General features: G+C 66.3%; 10 protein-coding genes. 2 read left to right on the top strand and 8 right to left on the bottom strand.

Translation table 11 applies throughout. The features are described from left to right. Positions 1–103 precede the first annotated feature (103 nt). The 8 genes from fusA to HDC34_RS05910 all read right to left on the bottom strand — a co-directional run bounded on the left by fusA (position 104) and on the right by HDC34_RS05910 (position 13,720). Positions 104–2,218 carry an elongation factor G gene (gene fusA, locus HDC34_RS05945; protein WP_104312718.1) on the bottom strand — a complete coding sequence of 705 codons (2,115 nt, stop codon included), beginning with the start codon at positions 2,216–2,218 and terminating at the stop codon, positions 104–106. Between the two features lie 54 nt (positions 2,219–2,272). Further along, a complete protein-coding gene (gene rpsG / locus HDC34_RS05940; RefSeq protein WP_104254040.1) occupies positions 2,273–2,743 on the bottom strand; it encodes a 30S ribosomal protein S7 in 471 nt (156 codons plus the stop codon). Next, positions 2,743–3,117, bottom strand: coding sequence for a 30S ribosomal protein S12 (rpsL, locus tag HDC34_RS05935; RefSeq protein ID WP_068479306.1), 375 nt, complete (start codon positions 3,115–3,117; stop codon positions 2,743–2,745). The genes rpsG and rpsL overlap by 1 nt, the downstream gene beginning before the upstream one ends. A gap of 262 nt (positions 3,118–3,379) precedes the next feature. Next, positions 3,380–3,898: a hypothetical protein gene (locus HDC34_RS05930; protein ID WP_104312719.1), complete on the bottom strand. Its 519-nt coding sequence runs from the start codon at positions 3,896–3,898 to the stop codon at positions 3,380–3,382. 19 nt (positions 3,899–3,917) lie between these two features. Next, entirely contained in the window at positions 3,918–4,406 is a 489-nt protein-coding gene (locus tag HDC34_RS05925) for a hypothetical protein (RefSeq protein ID WP_179556242.1), read from the bottom strand. Further along, positions 4,403–6,178, bottom strand: coding sequence for a hypothetical protein (locus tag HDC34_RS05920; protein ID WP_179556241.1), 1,776 nt, complete (start codon positions 6,176–6,178; stop codon positions 4,403–4,405). The genes HDC34_RS05925 and HDC34_RS05920 overlap by 4 nt, the downstream gene beginning before the upstream one ends. Positions 6,179–6,304: 126 nt before the next feature. Beyond that, entirely contained in the window at positions 6,305–10,183 is a 3,879-nt protein-coding gene (locus HDC34_RS05915) for a DNA-directed RNA polymerase subunit beta' (protein ID WP_104254044.1), read from the bottom strand. Between the two features lie 48 nt (positions 10,184–10,231). Next, positions 10,232–13,720, bottom strand: coding sequence for a DNA-directed RNA polymerase subunit beta (locus tag HDC34_RS05910; RefSeq protein ID WP_104254045.1), 3,489 nt, complete (start codon positions 13,718–13,720; stop codon positions 10,232–10,234). A gap of 428 nt (positions 13,721–14,148) precedes the next feature. On the opposite strand from HDC34_RS05910, the gene HDC34_RS05905 reads away from it, so the two are divergent. Continuing rightward, a complete protein-coding gene (locus HDC34_RS05905; protein ID WP_104254046.1) occupies positions 14,149–14,436 on the top strand; it encodes a DUF1540 domain-containing protein in 288 nt (95 codons plus the stop codon). A 207-nt stretch (positions 14,437–14,643) separates the two neighbouring features. Beyond that, entirely contained in the window at positions 14,644–16,383 is a 1,740-nt protein-coding gene (locus HDC34_RS05900; protein ID WP_179556240.1) for a lamin tail domain-containing protein, read from the top strand. Positions 16,384–16,597: the final 214 nt, after the last annotated feature.

Genomic DNA, 16,597 nt, shown 5'->3' with positions numbered 1-16,597 from the left:
GTCGTTGGTGCCAGTCCGCGAATGACGCAGAATGACTTCCGGGTTTTCAGTGATGAATGTTACCCGCTCGGGCGACGCGTTGCGTCACCCGAGCAGGTTCGGGCTACTCGCCCCGGTTCTTCTGGATGATCTCCTCGGCAACAGCCTTGGGGACCTCGGCGTACGTTTCGAACGTCATCGAGTACACGGCGCGACCAGAGGTCTTGCTGCGCAGGTCTCCGATGTATCCGAACATCTCCGACAGCGGCACGAGTGCACGCACCACCTTCACACCACTGGCATCTTCCATCGACTGGATCTGGCCGCGGCGCGAGTTAAGGTCGCCGATCACGTCGCCCATGTACTCCTCAGGAGTACGGACCTCGACCGCCATGAGCGGCTCGAGGATGACGGGACCGGCCTTGGGAGCTGCTTCCTTGAACGCGATCGAGCCCGCGATCTTGAACGCCATCTCCGAGGAGTCGACGTCGTGCGCAGCACCATCGAGGAGCGACGCCTTGACGCCGACCATCGGGTAGCCGGCGAGGACGCCGACCTGCATCGCATCCTGGATGCCAGCATCCACGGATGGGATGTACTCACGAGGAACGCGACCACCGGTGACGGCGTTCACGAACTCGTAGGTCTTGTCCGCGTCCATCTCAAGCGGCTCGAGCTTGATCTGGATCTTTGCGAACTGGCCGGAGCCACCCGTCTGCTTCTTGTGGGTGTAATCGAACTTCTCGACGACCTTCGTGAGCGTCTCGCGGTAGGCGACCTGGGGCTTGCCCACGTTCGCCTCGACCTTGAATTCGCGCTTCATGCGGTCGACGAGGATGTCGAGGTGGAGCTCGCCCATGCCCTTGATGACCGTCTGACCGGTCTCCTGGTCGAGCATGACGCGGAACGTCGGGTCTTCCTCGGCGAGCTTCTGGATGGCCGTTCCGAGCTTCTCCTGGTCGGCCTTGGTCTTCGGCTCGATGGCGACCTCGATGACGGGCTCCGGGAAGGTCATCGACTCGAGGACGATCTGCTTGTCAGGGTCGCTCAGGGTGTCACCGGTCATGGTGTCCTTGAGGCCGATGACGGCGTAGATGTGTCCCGCGGTCATCGACTCGACCGGGTTCTCCTTGTTGGCGTGCATCTGGAAGATCTTCCCGATGCGCTCCTTCTTGCCCTTCGAGGAGTTGACCACCTGCGCGCCGGACGGGACGTGTCCCGAGTAGACGCGCGTGTAGATCAGTCGACCGAAGAACGGGTGCACGGCGATCTTGAAGGCGAGAGCAGCGAACGGCTCGTCGGCGCTCGGACGACGTGTGAGCTCCTCCGACTCGTCGCGCGGGTTCATGCCGATGACGGCAGGAACGTCGAGCGGCGACGGAAGGTAGTCCACGACTGCATCGAGCATCGGCTGGACGCCGCGGTTCTTGAACGCGGAGCCGCAGAGCACGGGGTACATCTCGCTCGTGACGGTGAGCTTGCGGATGGCCGCCTTGATCTCGGGGATCGAGATGTCCTCGCCCGCGAAGAAGCGCTCCATGAGCTCGTCGTCGGTCTCGGCGACAGCCTCGAGGAGCTTCGTGCGGTACTCGTCCGCGCGCTCCTTGAGGTCTTCCGGGATCTCCAGGGTCTCGTAGGCGGCACCGAGGGTGGTGTCACCCTTGGAGTCGCTCGGCCAGACCTTGGCGTTCATCTCGACGAGGTCGACGATGCCGATGAAGTCGTTCTCAGCGCCGATGGGGAGCTGGATCACGAGCGGCTTCGCGCCGAGGCGGTTGACGATCGTGTCGACCGTGAAGTAGAAGTCAGCGCCGAGCTTGTCCATCTTGTTGACGAAGCAGATGCGCGGAACGTCGTACTTGTCGGCCTGACGCCAGACGGTCTCCGACTGGGGCTCGACGCCCTCCTTACCGTCGAACACGGCGACTGCACCGTCGAGGACGCGGAGCGAGCGCTCCACCTCGACGGTGAAGTCGACGTGACCGGGCGTGTCGATGATGTTGATCTGGTTCTTCTTCCAGAACGACGTCACAGCAGCCGAGGTGATCGTGATGCCACGCTCCTGCTCCTGCTCCATCCAGTCCGTCGTCGAGGCGCCATCGTGCGTCTCGCCGAGCTTGTGGTTGACACCGGTGTAGAACAGGATGCGCTCGGTGGTTGTCGTCTTGCCGGCATCGATGTGCGCCATGATGCCGATGTTGCGGACCTTGTTCAGGTCAGTAAGCACGTCCTGTGCCACGGGTGTCCTCCGAAAGGATTGAAGCGAGAGTGGTGAGGGCTACCAGCTGCTGGATTACCAGCGGTAGTGCGCGAAGGCCTTGTTGGACTCGGCCATCTTGTGCGTGTCTTCACGGCGCTTCACCGCGGCACCGAGGCCGTTGGATGCGTCGAGGATCTCGTTCGTGAGGCGCTCGGTCATCGACTTCTCGCGACGGTTCTTCGCGTAGCTCGTGAGCCAGCGCAGTGCGAGCGTGTTGGCACGGTGAGGCTTGACCTCGACCGGGACCTGGTACGTCGAGCCGCCGACGCGACGCGAGCGGACCTCGAGCGTGGGGCGCACGTTGTCGAGCGCCTTCTTCAGGGTCGCGACCGCGTCCTGGTCCGACTTGGCGGCAACGCCCTCGAGCGCGTCGTACACGATGCGCTCTGCGAGGCCCTTCTTGCCGTCAAGCAGGATCTTGTTGACGAGCTGGCTGACGATGGGGGCGCCGTACACGGGGTCGGCGACCACGGGGCGCTTGGGGGCTGGACCCTTACGTGGCATTACTTCTTCTCCATCTTCGCGCCGTAACGGCTGCGAGCCTGCTTGCGGTTCTTCACTGCCTGGGTGTCAAGTGCACCGCGGACGATCTTGTACCGCACACCCGGGAGGTCCTTCACACGACCGCCACGGACGAGCACCATCGAGTGCTCCTGGAGGTTGTGGCCCTCACCTGGGATGTAGGCGGTCACCTCGGTGCCGTTCGACAGCTTGACACGAGCGACCTTACGGAGCGCCGAGTTCGGCTTCTTGGGCGTCGTGGTGTAGACGCGGGTGCAAACCCCGCGCTGCTGAGGGTTGGCCTTCAGGGCTGGCGTCTTGGACGCCGACGCCTTGGGGCGGCGGCCCTTGCGGACCAACTGCTGAATTGTTGGCACGAATAATCTCCTTGGTTTTGTACTGCGTGATCGTGGTAAGCACGATTCCTGTGCCTACGAGGCACTGTTTGCCTCTTGATAACCGACCGGCGGTACAAAATCTCTGGTATCGCTGGTTGGTGAAGCGGTGGCAGTCGAGGCGACTGGCGTTGCTTACAGTTGCGCGCTTCGCTGCAGATTCTTCGCAGTTTCAGCGTTCGCACGGTTTTGGGCGCGACAGGGCGCGCGCACCGAAAAATCCTACCCCGTCAGTTTTGCAGGGTCAAGCGGGACCCCGACCGGGCCGCGTCGGCCGTGACGTCGAGAGCACCGCCGCGAGGATGACGAGCGCCGCCAGGGGGACGATCGAGAGCCCGAAGGGGCCCACGGAGAGCCCGATGGCGACCTGGCTCGGGAGCGGTGAGATGGCGTCCGGGTCTCCGGCCTCTGCTCGGGACCCCGTGGCTGCGATGCCGGCCGCGATCGCGAAGGCGAGCCAGGCGAGGATGCTCCCGGGGGCGGCGAGCCAGAGCACGCCCGGCCTGCCTCGGTACCGCCTGCGGAGCGCTAGCGCCACGGAGGCGGCCACCACGACCGTTCCTGCCGCCACAGCGAGCGGGGCCACGAGCACGCTCACACCGGGCAGGTCGATGACGTCGCGGTCCAGGCCGAGGGCGACGAAGCCCCAGGTTGCTATGACCAGGGAGGCGAAGACGAGGCTGCTGACGGCTCCCCACGTGACGGCCCTCCCCCAGGTCGAACCCGGGTCGGGAGGGAGCTCCGCGTCGTGGCGTTCGATCATGGGACCGCTGCCGTCCAGGTCAGGCCGCGAGCTCGACCTGGAGTGCGCGGACGATCACCGCGATGTCCTTGCCGATGTGCGCCGATTGGGCGGCCGTGCTCGTGCCGACCGCGGTGACGATCTCCGTGAGCGGCCCGCGATGCAGGACGACCATCTTCGAGCGGACCTCGAGCCCGCCCAGCCTCGGGTCCCGCTGCGTCGACTCGACGTAGTGCATGAGCTGTGGTTCCGTGCCGGACTCGGCGAGGCGCTCCTTGCCGCCGCCCTGCGTGATGCGCTGACGCAGCACTGTCAGCGCATCCTCGTGCGAGACGGTGCCAGGCCACCGCTCGATCGTCACGAGCACATTCGGGTTGAAGCCGTTCGTCGCGACGAGGTGCCGCGCACCGAGCACCGAGCCAGCCCACTGCAGCGACTCCCACCCGGCGGGCACGTCGATCGCCACTTCGGGGAAGGCCGGGAACTCGGCGCTCGGCAGCGTGAGTCTGCGCAGCTGGTCGCCGCTCACTCGGCTACTCCGTTCGCATCCGCGGTCTCGGCGGAGCGCTCCGCCATGCGCTTCTCGTACCCGAGCTTCGCCCTGCGGTTGGCTCGCGACACCCGTCGCCCTCGAGCCGCGGCGATGCCGCCCACCCAGGTGAAGGCCTCCCTGGCCGCGATCGCGGCGACCAGCGCGGACAGCAGATGCTCGGAGGCCCTGAACTTCGCGAGGACCTCGTCGAGCTGGATGCTCGTGATGGGGAGCCCGTCAGCGAGGTGCTGCTGGAGAGCCGCCCCGAAGTAGTAGCCGGCCGCCACGAGCACCGCTGCCAGGAACCCGCCGAGGACGTAGGCCCACCAGCCGGCGCGGTTCACGATCAGTGCCCACAGCACGCCGAACGCGGCGAAGACCGTGACGGGAACCGTGAAGGCCGCGGTGATCGCGAACTCGGAGGCCTCGCCGATGGGGTCGAGCCCCGTGTTGAACGCCGTCCGCAGCAGGGCGAAGGCCAGCAGGTAGAGGGCTGCGAACACCACCGAGGCGACCAGGGCGACGAACACCGCGAACATCCGATTCCCGCGCTTCTTCGGCTTCACCGGGGCCAGGTCGTCGCTGTCCGTCGGTGCGGAGAGTCGGAGTGGCGCGAACGTCGAGTCGTCGTCTCCCTGCGTGGCGGACGCGTCGGCGTCCGGCCTGGCGGAATCGGTGTCCACGCGCTCGTCGGTCGCGTGCGTCGACTCGACCGTCGGTGCGGCTTCGGGACGGTCCGCGGCATCCGTCTCGAGGACGGCGTCGGCGTCGGCGTCGGCGTCGGCGTCAGCCGCGTCTTCGGTCGGCACGTGGGTCACAGCTGCTGCATCTGCTTCGTCGAGGACCTCCACTCGCTCCGTGACGGTGACCGCTTCCACGGTCTCCCCGTCCTCGGCGAGCTGCTCGGTGACCGTCTCCGTCACGACCACGTCCGCACGCGTGACCTCCCCCGCGACAGGGGTGGCCCCGTCGAGGGCCTGATGGTCGTCAGACGGTTCCGGATCGACCGCTGCCTGCGCCGATGGGCGGGCTGCGCTCGAGGCCGCGACACGGGCAGCTGTGCGGTCTATCTCGAGGGTGCGGCGCGGAGACTCACGCTCCTCGTCAGGCGCAGTGGCAGATCCGGCGGCGTCCACCGTGATGGCCGAGACCGAGGCGGCGCCAAGCGCGTCAGCCGCGAGGTCCTGGGCGGGAACCGGTTCGGTCACCCGGAAGTCCGCGGCGTCATCCCCTTCGGCGATCTCGCGTTCCATGACCGGCACGTCCTCCGACGCCGAGGCATCTTCTGGTCCAGCGTGGCCATCAGCACCGGCCTCCGGCGCGGACGGCACCGTGTCAGATGTCGAAGCAGACTCGCCGTCGACCTCCGTTGTCTGCTCGGTGTCGGCTGCCGCACCTGCAGGTGCGCCTGGACGCGGTCCGTCGGCGAGCACGGCTGCGAGCTCATCCCGATCGAGGCCCACCGTCGCGTTCGGGTCGGTGCCGTCGGTCGCGAGGGGATCCGCGAAGGCGACCCTGACGTCTTCCTGAGGCGCGAGCGCGGGATCGGTCGGCGCTTCCGCCCGACCGTCGAACGCGAGGTCATCCCCCGCGAGCACCTCACCGGACGGCACCTCGCCGTCCTCGCCGATGCCGCGGCTGCGAGCGAGCGCGGCCTCCAGCCGATCCTGGGGGTCGGGAAGCTCTCGGGGTTCGCCGGCTCCGCCGCCTGCTTCCGGCTCGTGGCCGTCATCCGAGGGCTGGCGAGGCGCGCGCGTGTCGTCACTCATGGAGCCAACGTTAGGGCCGCAGGCTCGCTTCTTCCCGGTGACAAGCCGCAGACGCGCGAACGCCCCCACCCGTGACGGGTGGGGGCGTTCGCACTGGTGCGTCGGCGAGCCGACGCGACTTCAGGGCTAGCTGAAGTTGGAACCGCCGAAGTCATCGCTCGAGAAGGCCTCGAAGTCGACGAACGTGAGGTCGTTCTCGTCGAAGCTGCCCTCGTCTGCGCCGAACGGGTAGCGCTCGGCGCGAGCCTCGTCGGTCGGCTCGACCGACATCTCGCGGTACTTGGTGAGACCAGTACCAGCCGGGATGAGGCGACCGATGATGACGTTCTCCTTGAGGCCGACCAGCGGATCGGTCGTCGCTTCCATGGCGGCCTGCGTGAGCACGCGGGTCGTCTCCTGGAACGAAGCGGCCGACAGCCACGATTCGGTCGCGAGCGACGCCTTCGTGATTCCCATGACTTCCTGACGGCCGGTCGCGGGCTTGCGGCCCGACATGACGGCTGCGCGGTTGATGGACGCGAAGCGCTGTCCATCAGCCAGCTCACCCGGCAGCATGTCGGTCTCGCCGTGGTCGATGACCGTGATCTTGCGGAGCATCTGGCGGACGATGACCTCGATGTGCTTGTCGTGAATCGGCACACCCTGCGAACGGTAGACGCCCTGCACACCGCTGACGAGGTACTTCTGCACCTCGCGAGCACCCTTGACCCGCAGCACGTCCTTCGGGTCGATGGGACCCTCGTGCAGCTGCTGGCCGTGCTCGACGTGCTGGCCGTCCTCGACGAGGAGCTCAGCGCGCTTCAGCACCGGGTAGATGTGCGGCTCGTCGCCGTTGTCCGGAATGAGGACGATCTTGCGCGACTTGTCGGTGTCCTGGATCTCGATGCGACCAGCGGCCTCGGCGAGCGGCGATGCGCCCTTCGGGGTGCGGGCTTCGAAGAGCTCCTGGACACGCGGCAGACCCTGCGTGATGTCACCAGCGCTCGACACACCACCGGAGTGGAACGTGCGCATCGTGAGCTGGGTACCGGGCTCGCCGATGGACTGTGCCGCGATGATGCCGACGGCCTCACCGATGTCGACGAGGTTGCCGGTGGCAAGCGAGCGGCCGTAGCACGCTGCGCAGACGCCGACGCTGGACTCGCACGTGAGGACAGAACGGATCTTGACCTCGGTGATGCCTGCGTCCATGAGCTGGTCGATGACGACGTCGCCCATGTCGGTGCCGGCAGCGGCGACGACGTTGCCGTCGGCGTCCACTGCGTCGACCGAGATGCTGCGGGCGTAGACCGCGTTCTCCACGTTGTCGTCGACGACGATCTCGCCGCCATCCGTGATGTGGGCGATCTGGATGTCGAGGCCACGAGCGGTGCCGCAGTCGTCCTCACGGATGATGACGTCCTGCGAGACATCGACGAGTCGACGAGTCAGGTAGCCGGAGTCGGCCGTACGGAGAGCCGTGTCGGCCAGACCCTTGCGGGCACCGTGGGTCGAGATGAAGTACTCGGCAACCGTCAGGCCCTCGCGGTACGAGTGCACGATCGGGCGAGGAATGGTCTCACCCTTCGGGTTGGCGACCAGGCCGCGCATACCGGCGATCTGGCGAACCTGCAGCCAGTTGCCGTTTGCGCCTGCCGTGACCATGCGGTGGATGGAGTTGGTCGACGGGAAGGCCGCCTGCATCTCGTCGGCGACGAGCGCGGTTGCAGCTTCCCACTTCTTGATGACCTCTTCGCGGTACTCCTGCTCGGAGATCGCGCCCATGACCTGCCACTCGTTGCGCAGCTCGGCCACTTCGGCCTCGGTGCGCTCGACGATCTCGCGCTTCGAGTCGGGCGTCACGAGGTCGCTGAGCGCGATCGAGATGCCCGAGCGGGTAGCCCAGTAGAAGCCGGAGTCCTTGATGCGGTCGAGCGTCTCGGCGACCTCGTCCTTCGAGTACCGCTCCGCGAGGTAGTTGACGACACCGGACAGACGTCCCTTGGTCATCGTGTCCTCGACGTAGGGGTAGTCGGACGGGAGCAGCTCGTTGAAGCGAGCGCGGCCGAGCGTCGTCTCGACGAGCACGGTCTCTCCCTGGACGTAGCCCTCAGGAGCCTTGCCCTCTTCGAACGTGATGCCCGTGAGGCGCAGCCTGATCGGAGCGTTGAGGTCGAGCGAGCCCTGGTCGAACGCCATGATCGCCTCGGCCGTGGACGAGAAGACTCGTCCGGCGCCCTCGACGTCGTCCTGCAGCGTCGTCAGGTGGTACAGACCCGCGACCATGTCCTGCGAAGGCAGGGTGACGGGGCGTCCATCCGACGGCTTGAGGATGTTGTTCGACGCGAGCATGAGCACGCGGGCCTCGGCCTGGGCCTCGACCGAGAGCGGCAGGTGAACGGCCATCTGGTCGCCGTCGAAGTCGGCGTTGAACGCCGCGCAGACGAGCGGGTGCAGCTGGATCGCCTTGCCCTCGACGAGGAGCGGCTCGAACGCCTGGATGCCCAGACGGTGCAGCGTGGGTGCACGGTTGAGCAGCACCGGACGCTCGCGGATGACCTCTTCGAGCACGTCCCACACCTCGGGCTTCGCGCGCTCGACGGCACGCTTGGCTGCCTTGATGTTCGACGCGTGCTGCAGGTCGATCAGTCGCTTGATGACGTACGGCTTGAACAGCTCGAGCGCCATCTGCTTCGGGAGGCCGCACTGGTGCATGCGCAGCTGTGGTCCCACGATGATGACGGAACGGCCCGAGTAGTCGACGCGCTTTCCGAGGAGGTTCTGGCGGAAGCGGCCCTGCTTGCCCTTCAGCATGTCGCTGAGGGACTTGAGAGCGCGGTTGCCGGTACCCGTGACCGGGCGGCCGCGGCGACCGTTGTCGAACAGCGCGTCGACCGACTCCTGGAGCATGCGCTTCTCGTTGTTCACGATGATCTCGGGAGCACCGAGATCGAGCAGGCGACGGAGGCGGTTGTTGCGGTTGATCACACGACGGTAGAGGTCGTTGAGGTCGCTGGTCGCGAAGCGGCCACCGTCGAGCTGCACCATCGGGCGGAGCTCCGGCGGGATGACCGGGACGACATCGAGGACCATCGCGGCGGGGCTGTTGCCCGTTGCGAGGAACGACGAGACGACCTTGAGGCGCTTGATGGCGCGGATCTTCTTCTGACCCTTGCCCTCCGCGATCTGGGTGCGCAGCAGCTCGCCTTCGGCCTTGAGGTCGAAGTTCTGCAGGCGCTTCTGGATCGACTCGGCACCCATGTGGGCTTCGAAGTAGTCGCCGTAGCGGTCGACGAGCTCGTGGAAGTCGGTGTCCTCCGGCTTGAGCTCACCGACCTTCAGGTTCTTGAACGACTCGAAGACGCGCTCGACGCGGGTGATGTCCTCGTCGAACCCCTTGCGGAGCTGACCCATCTCCTTCTCGCCGGCGTCCTTCGTCTTGCGGAGCTGGTCTGCCTTGGCACCCTCGGTCTCGAGAGCACCGAGCTCCTCTTCGAGGCGGAGCATGCGAGCCGCGATGGCCGCATCCTTCTGGTCGTTCAGGCTCTTGAGCTCGAGACGCATCTCGCTCTCGAGGCCGCTGAGGTCGTCGCGACGACCCTCCTCGTCCACCGAGATGACCATGTACGCGGCGAAGTAGATGACCTTCTCGAGGTCCTTCGGCGCCATGTCGAGGAGATAGCCGAGACGGCTCGGAACGCCCTTGAAGTACCAGATGTGCGTGACGGGAGCCGCGAGCTCGATGTGGCCCATGCGCTCACGGCGCACTGCCGACTTCGTGACCTCGACGCCGCATCGCTCGCACACGATGCCCTTGAAGCGGACGCGCTTGTACTTGCCGCAGGCGCACTCCCAGTCGCGGGAAGGGCCGAAGATCTGTTCGCCGAACAGACCGTCCTTCTCGGGCTTGAGCGTGCGGTAGTTGATGGTCTCGGGCTTCTTGACCTCGCCGTACGACCACTTGCGAATGTCATCTGCCGTGGCTAGGCCGATGCGCAGTTCATCAAACTTGGTTGCATCCAACAATGCTGTTGTCTCCTTGTGAAGAATGAGTCTTCGTCGTGTCGGGGAGGCTTAGATCTCGTCGACGGACGAGGACTCGAAGCGGCTGGAGATGTTGATGCCGAGTTCTTCGGCGGCCCGGTAGGCCTCGTCGTCGTTGTCGCGGAGGCTCAGCGCGGTGCCGTCAGCCGAGAGGACCTCGACGTTCAGGCAGAGCGACTGCATCTCCTTGAGGAGAACCTTGAAGGACTCGGGGATACCCGGCTCCTGGATGTTCTCGCCCTTGACGATGGCCTCGTAGGCCTTGACGCGTCCGACGATGTCGTCGGACTTGATGGTGAGGAGCTCCTGGAGCGTGTATGCGGCGCCGTACGCGTAGAGCGCCCACACCTCCATCTCACCGAAGCGCTGTCCACCGAACTGCGCCTTACCACCGAGTGGCTGCTGCGTGATCATCGAGTACGGACCCGTCGAACGCGCGTGGATCTTGTCGTCCACGAGGTGGTGCAGCTTCAGGATGTACATGTAGCCGACCGAGATCGGGTCCGGGAACGGCTCGCCGGAGCGGCCGTCGAACAGGACGGTCTTTCCGGTCGAGTTGATGAGGCGGTCGCCGTCGCGCGTCTTGAGCGTCGAGTCGAGGAGGCCCGTGAGCTCTTCCTCGGTCGCGCCGTCGAAGACGGGGGTCGCGAGCTTGACGCCCGGGGTTCCCTCGTAGGCCTCGGGGACGAGGTTCTTCGCCCACTCGGGCTCGCCCTCGATCTTCCAGCCGGTCTTCGCGACCCAGCCGAGGTGCGTCTCGAGCACCTGGCCGAAGTTCATGCGCTTCGGGATGCCCAGCGGGTTGAGCACGATGTCGAGCGGCGTTCCGTCGGCGAGGAACGGCATGTCCTCTTCCGGCAGGATCTTCGCGATGACGCCCTTGTTGCCGTGACGGCCGGCGAGCTTGTCACCCTCGGTGATCTTGCGCTCCTGCGCGATGTACACGACAACGCGCTGGTTGACGCCGGAGCCGAGCTCGTCGTCGCCCTCTTCGGAGTCGAAGACCTTCACCTGGATGATCGTGCCGGCTTCACCGTGAGGGACCTTGAGCGAGGTGTCGCGCACCTCGCGGCTCTTCTCGTTGAAGATGGCACGCAGCAGGCGCTCTTCCGCGCTGAGCTCGGTCTCGCCCTTCGGCGTGACCTTGCCGACGAGGATGTCGCCCGGCTGGACCTCTGCACCGATGCGGATGATGCCGCGCTCGTCGAGGTCCTTGAGGAGCTCGGGCGAGACGTTGGGCAGGTCGCGGGTGATCTCTTCCTTGCCGAGCTTGGTGTCGCGAGCGTCGACCTCGTACTCCTCGATGTGGATCGAGGAGAGGGTGTCGTTCTTCACCAGGTTCTGGCTGAGGATCATGGCGTCCTCGAAGTTGTGGCCTTCCCACGGCATGAAGCCGACGAGGAGGTTCTTGCCGAGCGCGAGCTCGCCGTTCTCCGTCGCAGGACCATCCGCGATGACCATTCCCTCTTCAACGCGCTCGCCGGCCGAGACGACAACGCGGTGGTTGTAGCACGTACCGTGGTTCGAGCGGTCGAACTTGCGGAGGAAGTAGGACTCGGTGCCACCCTCGTCGAGCTGCAGGACGACATGGTCGGCCGAGACCGACTGCACGACGCCCGCGCGGTTCGCCGTGATGACGTCACCGGCGTCGATGGCTGCGAAGCCCTCCATACCGGTTCCGACGACTGGGCTCTCGCTGCGGACGAGCGGCACGGCCTGACGCTGCATGTTGGCGCCCATGAGCGCGCGGTTCGCATCGTCGTGCTCGAGGAACGGGATGAGGCTCGTCGCGACCGACACCATCTGGCGCGGGGAGACGTCCATGTAGTTGACCTCGCCGGCTGGGACGAGCTCGACCTCGCCGCCCTTACGGCGGACCAGGACCTCGTCCTCGACGAAGTGGCCGTCGGCGCCGATGGGCGCGTTGGCCTGTGCGACGACGAACTCGTCTTCCTCGGACGCGGTCAGGTAGTCGACCTGCTCCGTGACCTTGGTGTCGACGACGCGGCGGTACGGCGTCTCGATGAAGCCGAAGGCGTTGATGCGGGCGAACGTCGCGAGCGAGCCGATCAGACCGATGTTCGGGCCTTCGGGCGTCTCGATCGGGCACATGCGGCCGTAGTGCGACGGGTGGACGTCACGGACCTCGACGCCTGCGCGCTCACGCGAGAGACCGCCGGGCCCGAGGGCTGAGAGGCGACGCTTGTGCGTGAGACCCGCGAGCGGGTTGTTCTGGTCCATGAACTGGGAGAGCTGCGACGTTCCGAAGAACTCCTTGATCGCGGCGACGACTGGTCGCACGTTGATCAGGGTCTGCGGGGTGATCGCCTCGATCTCCTGCGTCGTCATGCGCTCGCGCACGACACGCTCCATACGGCTGAGTCCGGTGCGGACCTGCGACTGGATGAGCTCGCCGACAGCACGGATGCGACGGTTGCCGAAGTGGTCGATGTCGTCGACGTCGAGGCGGATGTCGGCGGGCTCGCCGTTGCGCTTGCCGTCGAACTTCTCGTCGCCGGCGTGCAGCGCGACGAGGTACTTGATCGTCGAGACGATGTCCTCGACGGTCAGAACCGACTCGCTGATCGCGGACTCGATGCCGAGCTTGCGGTTGATCTTGTAGCGACCCACCTTGGCAAGGTCGTAGCGCTTCGAGTTGAAGTAGAAGTTGTCGAGGAGAGCGCGCGCCGCCTCCGTGGCGACCTGCTCGCCCGGACGGAGCTTGCGGTAGATGTCCTTGAGGGCATCTTCCTTCGTGCGGATGTCGTCCTTCTCGAGCGTGAGCTCGATGGACTCGTACCCGGCGAACTGCTCGCGGATCTCTTCGGTCGTCAGGCCGAGGGCCTTCATGAAGACCGTGACGGACTGCTTGCGCTTGCGGTCGATGCGAACGGCGACCTGGTCGCGCTTGTCGATCTCGAACTCGAGCCATGCGCCACGGCTCGGGATGATGCGCGCCGAGAAGACGTCCTTGTCGCTGGTCTTCTCGGGGGTGCGCTCGAAGTAGACGCCCGGGCTGCGGACGAGCTGCGAGACGACGACACGCTCGGTGCCGTTGATGATGAACGTGCCTTTGCTCGTCATGAGCGGGAAGTCGCCCATGAAGACGGTCTGCGTCTTGATCTCGAGCGTCTGGTGGTTCATGAACTCGGCCTCGACGTAGAGAGGCGCGGAGTACGTCTTGCCGCGCTCCTTGCACTCCTCGAGGGAGTACTTCTCGGGCTCGAGGTACGGGTTGGTGAAGCTCAGCTGCATCGTCTCGCCGAGGTCCTCGATCGGAGAGATCTCCTCGAAGATCTCGTCGAGGCCGGAGCGGAGAGCGACGTCGGTGCGGCCTTCAGCCTGCGCCTGAGCGAGGCGCTGCTTCCAGGCGTCGTTGCCGACGAGCCAGTCGAAGGATTCGGTTTGCAGAGCGAGGAGATCTGGCACATCGAGTGTGTCGCTGATCTTCGCGAATGAGAGTCGGCGTGCATTCCGACCGGTCGTAGGCGTCGGAGATGCGTTGCGCGCAGCAGCCAAGGAAGTTCCCTCCACGATCCCGCGGATTCCGCGAGATGCCAGTAGTGTCGTCGGTGAGGTTCCGCCACGTTTCACGATGTACAAGGCATGCCCATCATCAACGGACGCGGTCGATGACGACCCGCGAAGATGTTGGTGAGAGAAGCACTGCCAGGCCGACCGCAATATGAAGGCATGGTGAGACGAAGCGCAAACATCGAGTGTATGCGCCGATTGGTGGTATGTCTACCCCGACCTTGCCTCAATCTGAAATCTCAGGTATAACGCGCCTCGTCCGAACCTCGCCGGGTGCGCGTGGAGGCAGGCAAGGCTCCGCTCAGCAAGGCGAACCTCCCCTTATCAGAAAGACACGATCGAGTCCAGTGTCGGCTTGAATACGGGGCCCGCGGGCTCCTACCGTTGAGGCAACCCAACAACGGAGGCACATCATGACACTGCTCGATCTCCCCAACGTCAGCACCTGTTCTGTCGCCGGATGCTCGTTCAACCACGACGGCTGCCACGCGCCCGCTGTGACGATCGACGGCGACGAGGGCTGCGCCACGTTCATCCCCCTCGACCGCAAGGGTGGCCTCGACAAGGTCATCGCAGGAGTGGGTGCCTGCCAGGCCGCAGACTGCCGCTTCAACAAGGACCTGACCTGCAGCGCCCCTGCCATCCGCGTCGGAGCCCAGGGCAACGACGCCGCGGACTGCCTCACGTATGAGGCAGCCTGACCGCCGCGGCAGCAGCAGTTCCGCGAAGCGCCGACCTCCAATGGAGGTCGGCGCTTCGCTTTTCCCGTCAATGAGGACGACGATTCGCGATTCGTCTCGTGGAAGGGATCCGGCACGGGTGCGAATCCCCACACGGTGTCTAGACTTGCCCGCGGCGACGCCCGCCTGAGCTCCCCCAGGTCGCCATTTCACAACAGAGGAGCGTGCGTGCAAGCACAACGAATGAACCTGGCGGCAGCTGTCGCCCTCATGATCGGTGGAGGTGCGGTACTGGCCGTGCCCGCATCCGCGAACGCGACCGAGCTGCCCGTCTCCGGCCCCGGCATCGTCGTGATCAATGAGATCGACTCGTCCGGTGGCGAGCCAGGGGATTGGATCGAGCTCGCGAACCCGGGAACGGCGGCGATCGACCTCGAAGGCTACGTCCTCACCGACAACTCGCCGGAAGACCCGACGCACCGCTACACGATCCCGGCCGGCACGGTCGTCGCGCCGGGAGCGCACCTCGTGATCGAGGACGGCGAGAGCGATCTGGGCCTGGGCGGCGCTGACAGCGTGCGGCTGTTCGGAACGGACGGGACGACCGTCGTCGATCAGTACTCGTGGACCCGGCATGCGGCGACCACGTACGGACGCTGCCCCGACGGCACCGGGGAGTTCGCCCAGACCGCGGTGGTCACCAAGGGGAGCGCGAACGCCTGCGCCGACGCCCCGACCGAGACACCAGGTCCCACGACTCCCGACAGCGAGCCCTGGCCGGGTGATGCCGCCGTCGCTCCGATCGCCGGTGGCATCACGCTCGCCGAAGACATGTCGGGCCTGGACTACCAGTACTCGCCGGACGGCAGCACGCTCTGGGCCGTCGAGAACGGCACGGGCGGGCTCTACCGCTTCGAGGTGACGGCTGACGGGGGCGTCACCCCCGCGCAGGGCTGGGAGGAGCCGAAGCGAGTGCGTTTCCAAGCTGATGCGGGCAAGCCGGATGCGGCGGGCCCGGACACCGAGGGCGTCACGTTCTCGCCGGAGCGGCCAGACTCGGTCTTCGTGGGCGCGGAGCGCGACAACTCCGTCAAGTCGACGAACCGGAATACGATCCTCGAGGTGAACGTCCGAGCCGCGACGGGCGCCGAGATCGTGTCGACAACCGAGTGGGATCTCACCGGGAGCCTGCCGCAGGTCGAGGCCAACACGGGCATCGAGGCGATCGAGTGGGTCGCCGACAGCGAGCTCGAGGGCAAGCTGCTCGACGAGAACACGGGCGCCCCGTACGACTCGGCGAACTACCCGGGCGCCGACGGCCTGTTCTTCGTCGCCGTCGAGGAGACCGCAGGCGTCTACGCCTACGCGCTCTTCGACGACGGCAGCGCCGGTCGCGTCGCCACCCTCGAGTCCGGCCTCGGCGGCGTCATGGCCCTCGACTACGACGAGTCCACGCAGACGCTCTGGGGAATGTGCGACAACGGATGCGGCGGCACGAGCGCGCTGTTCCACTTCGGCACGGAAGACGGCTCCGCCGGGTACACGGTGACGCACATCGCCCGACCCGCCGGACTCCCCGACACCAACAACGAGGGGTTCACGATCGCGCCGAACGAGACCTGCGTCGACGGCGCCCGCGCCGCCTACTGGCTCGAGGACGGCGTGAAGGCCGACGCACTCAAGCAGGGCTCGATCGCGTGCGCACCCGCCGTGACGCCACCCTCAGAGACCCCGGGCGGCACGGAGACACCGGCACCCACGGGTTCGCCCGCAGCGACGGACACGCAAGGCGCGACTCCGAGCCCCGGCGGGGCCGCGGGCGGCGGGCAGGGAAGCGGAACGGAGACGGGCGCGAAGGATGAAGCGCTCGCGACGACCGGTGCGGCGCACCTCGTCCTCGTCACACTCGCCGGGCTCGCCGCGCTCACGCTCGGCGGCTTCGCACTCACCCGCCGCCGCGACGCGTAGCGAACCGAGACGTGCCAGCTGAGGGCAGGGGCATTCGAGACCCTGCCCTCAGTCGTGCCCGCGCCGCCCCTCCACTCGCCTCGCCTCGCCTCGCTTGCGACCCGTGGACCGCGCCTTGTTCTTGTTCCGTTCAGGTCCTCGCTACCGCTGAGGCACCCGCCCCGGGTTCGATGACCGCGGCGCATGCGCTCACCCCCGAGTGCACGTCGCTTCG

The sequence above is a fragment of the Pseudoclavibacter sp. JAI123 genome (assembly GCF_013409665.1).
Taxonomy (GTDB): domain Bacteria; phylum Actinomycetota; class Actinomycetes; order Actinomycetales; family Microbacteriaceae; genus Pseudoclavibacter.
This window is presented reverse-complemented; position numbering and strand designations above follow the sequence as displayed.

Coding starts and splice junctions, on each gene's coding strand:
- rpsG (WP_104254040.1), bottom strand. CDS start 2,743: ATGCCACGTAAGGGTCCAGCCCCCAAGCGCCCCGTGGTCGCCGACCCC.
- HDC34_RS05930 (WP_104312719.1), bottom strand. CDS start 3,898: ATGATCGAACGCCACGACGCGGAGCTCCCTCCCGACCCGGGTTCGACC.
- HDC34_RS05920 (WP_179556241.1), bottom strand. CDS start 6,178: ATGAGTGACGACACGCGCGCGCCTCGCCAGCCCTCGGATGACGGCCAC.
- HDC34_RS05905 (WP_104254046.1), top strand. CDS start 14,149: ATGACACTGCTCGATCTCCCCAACGTCAGCACCTGTTCTGTCGCCGGA.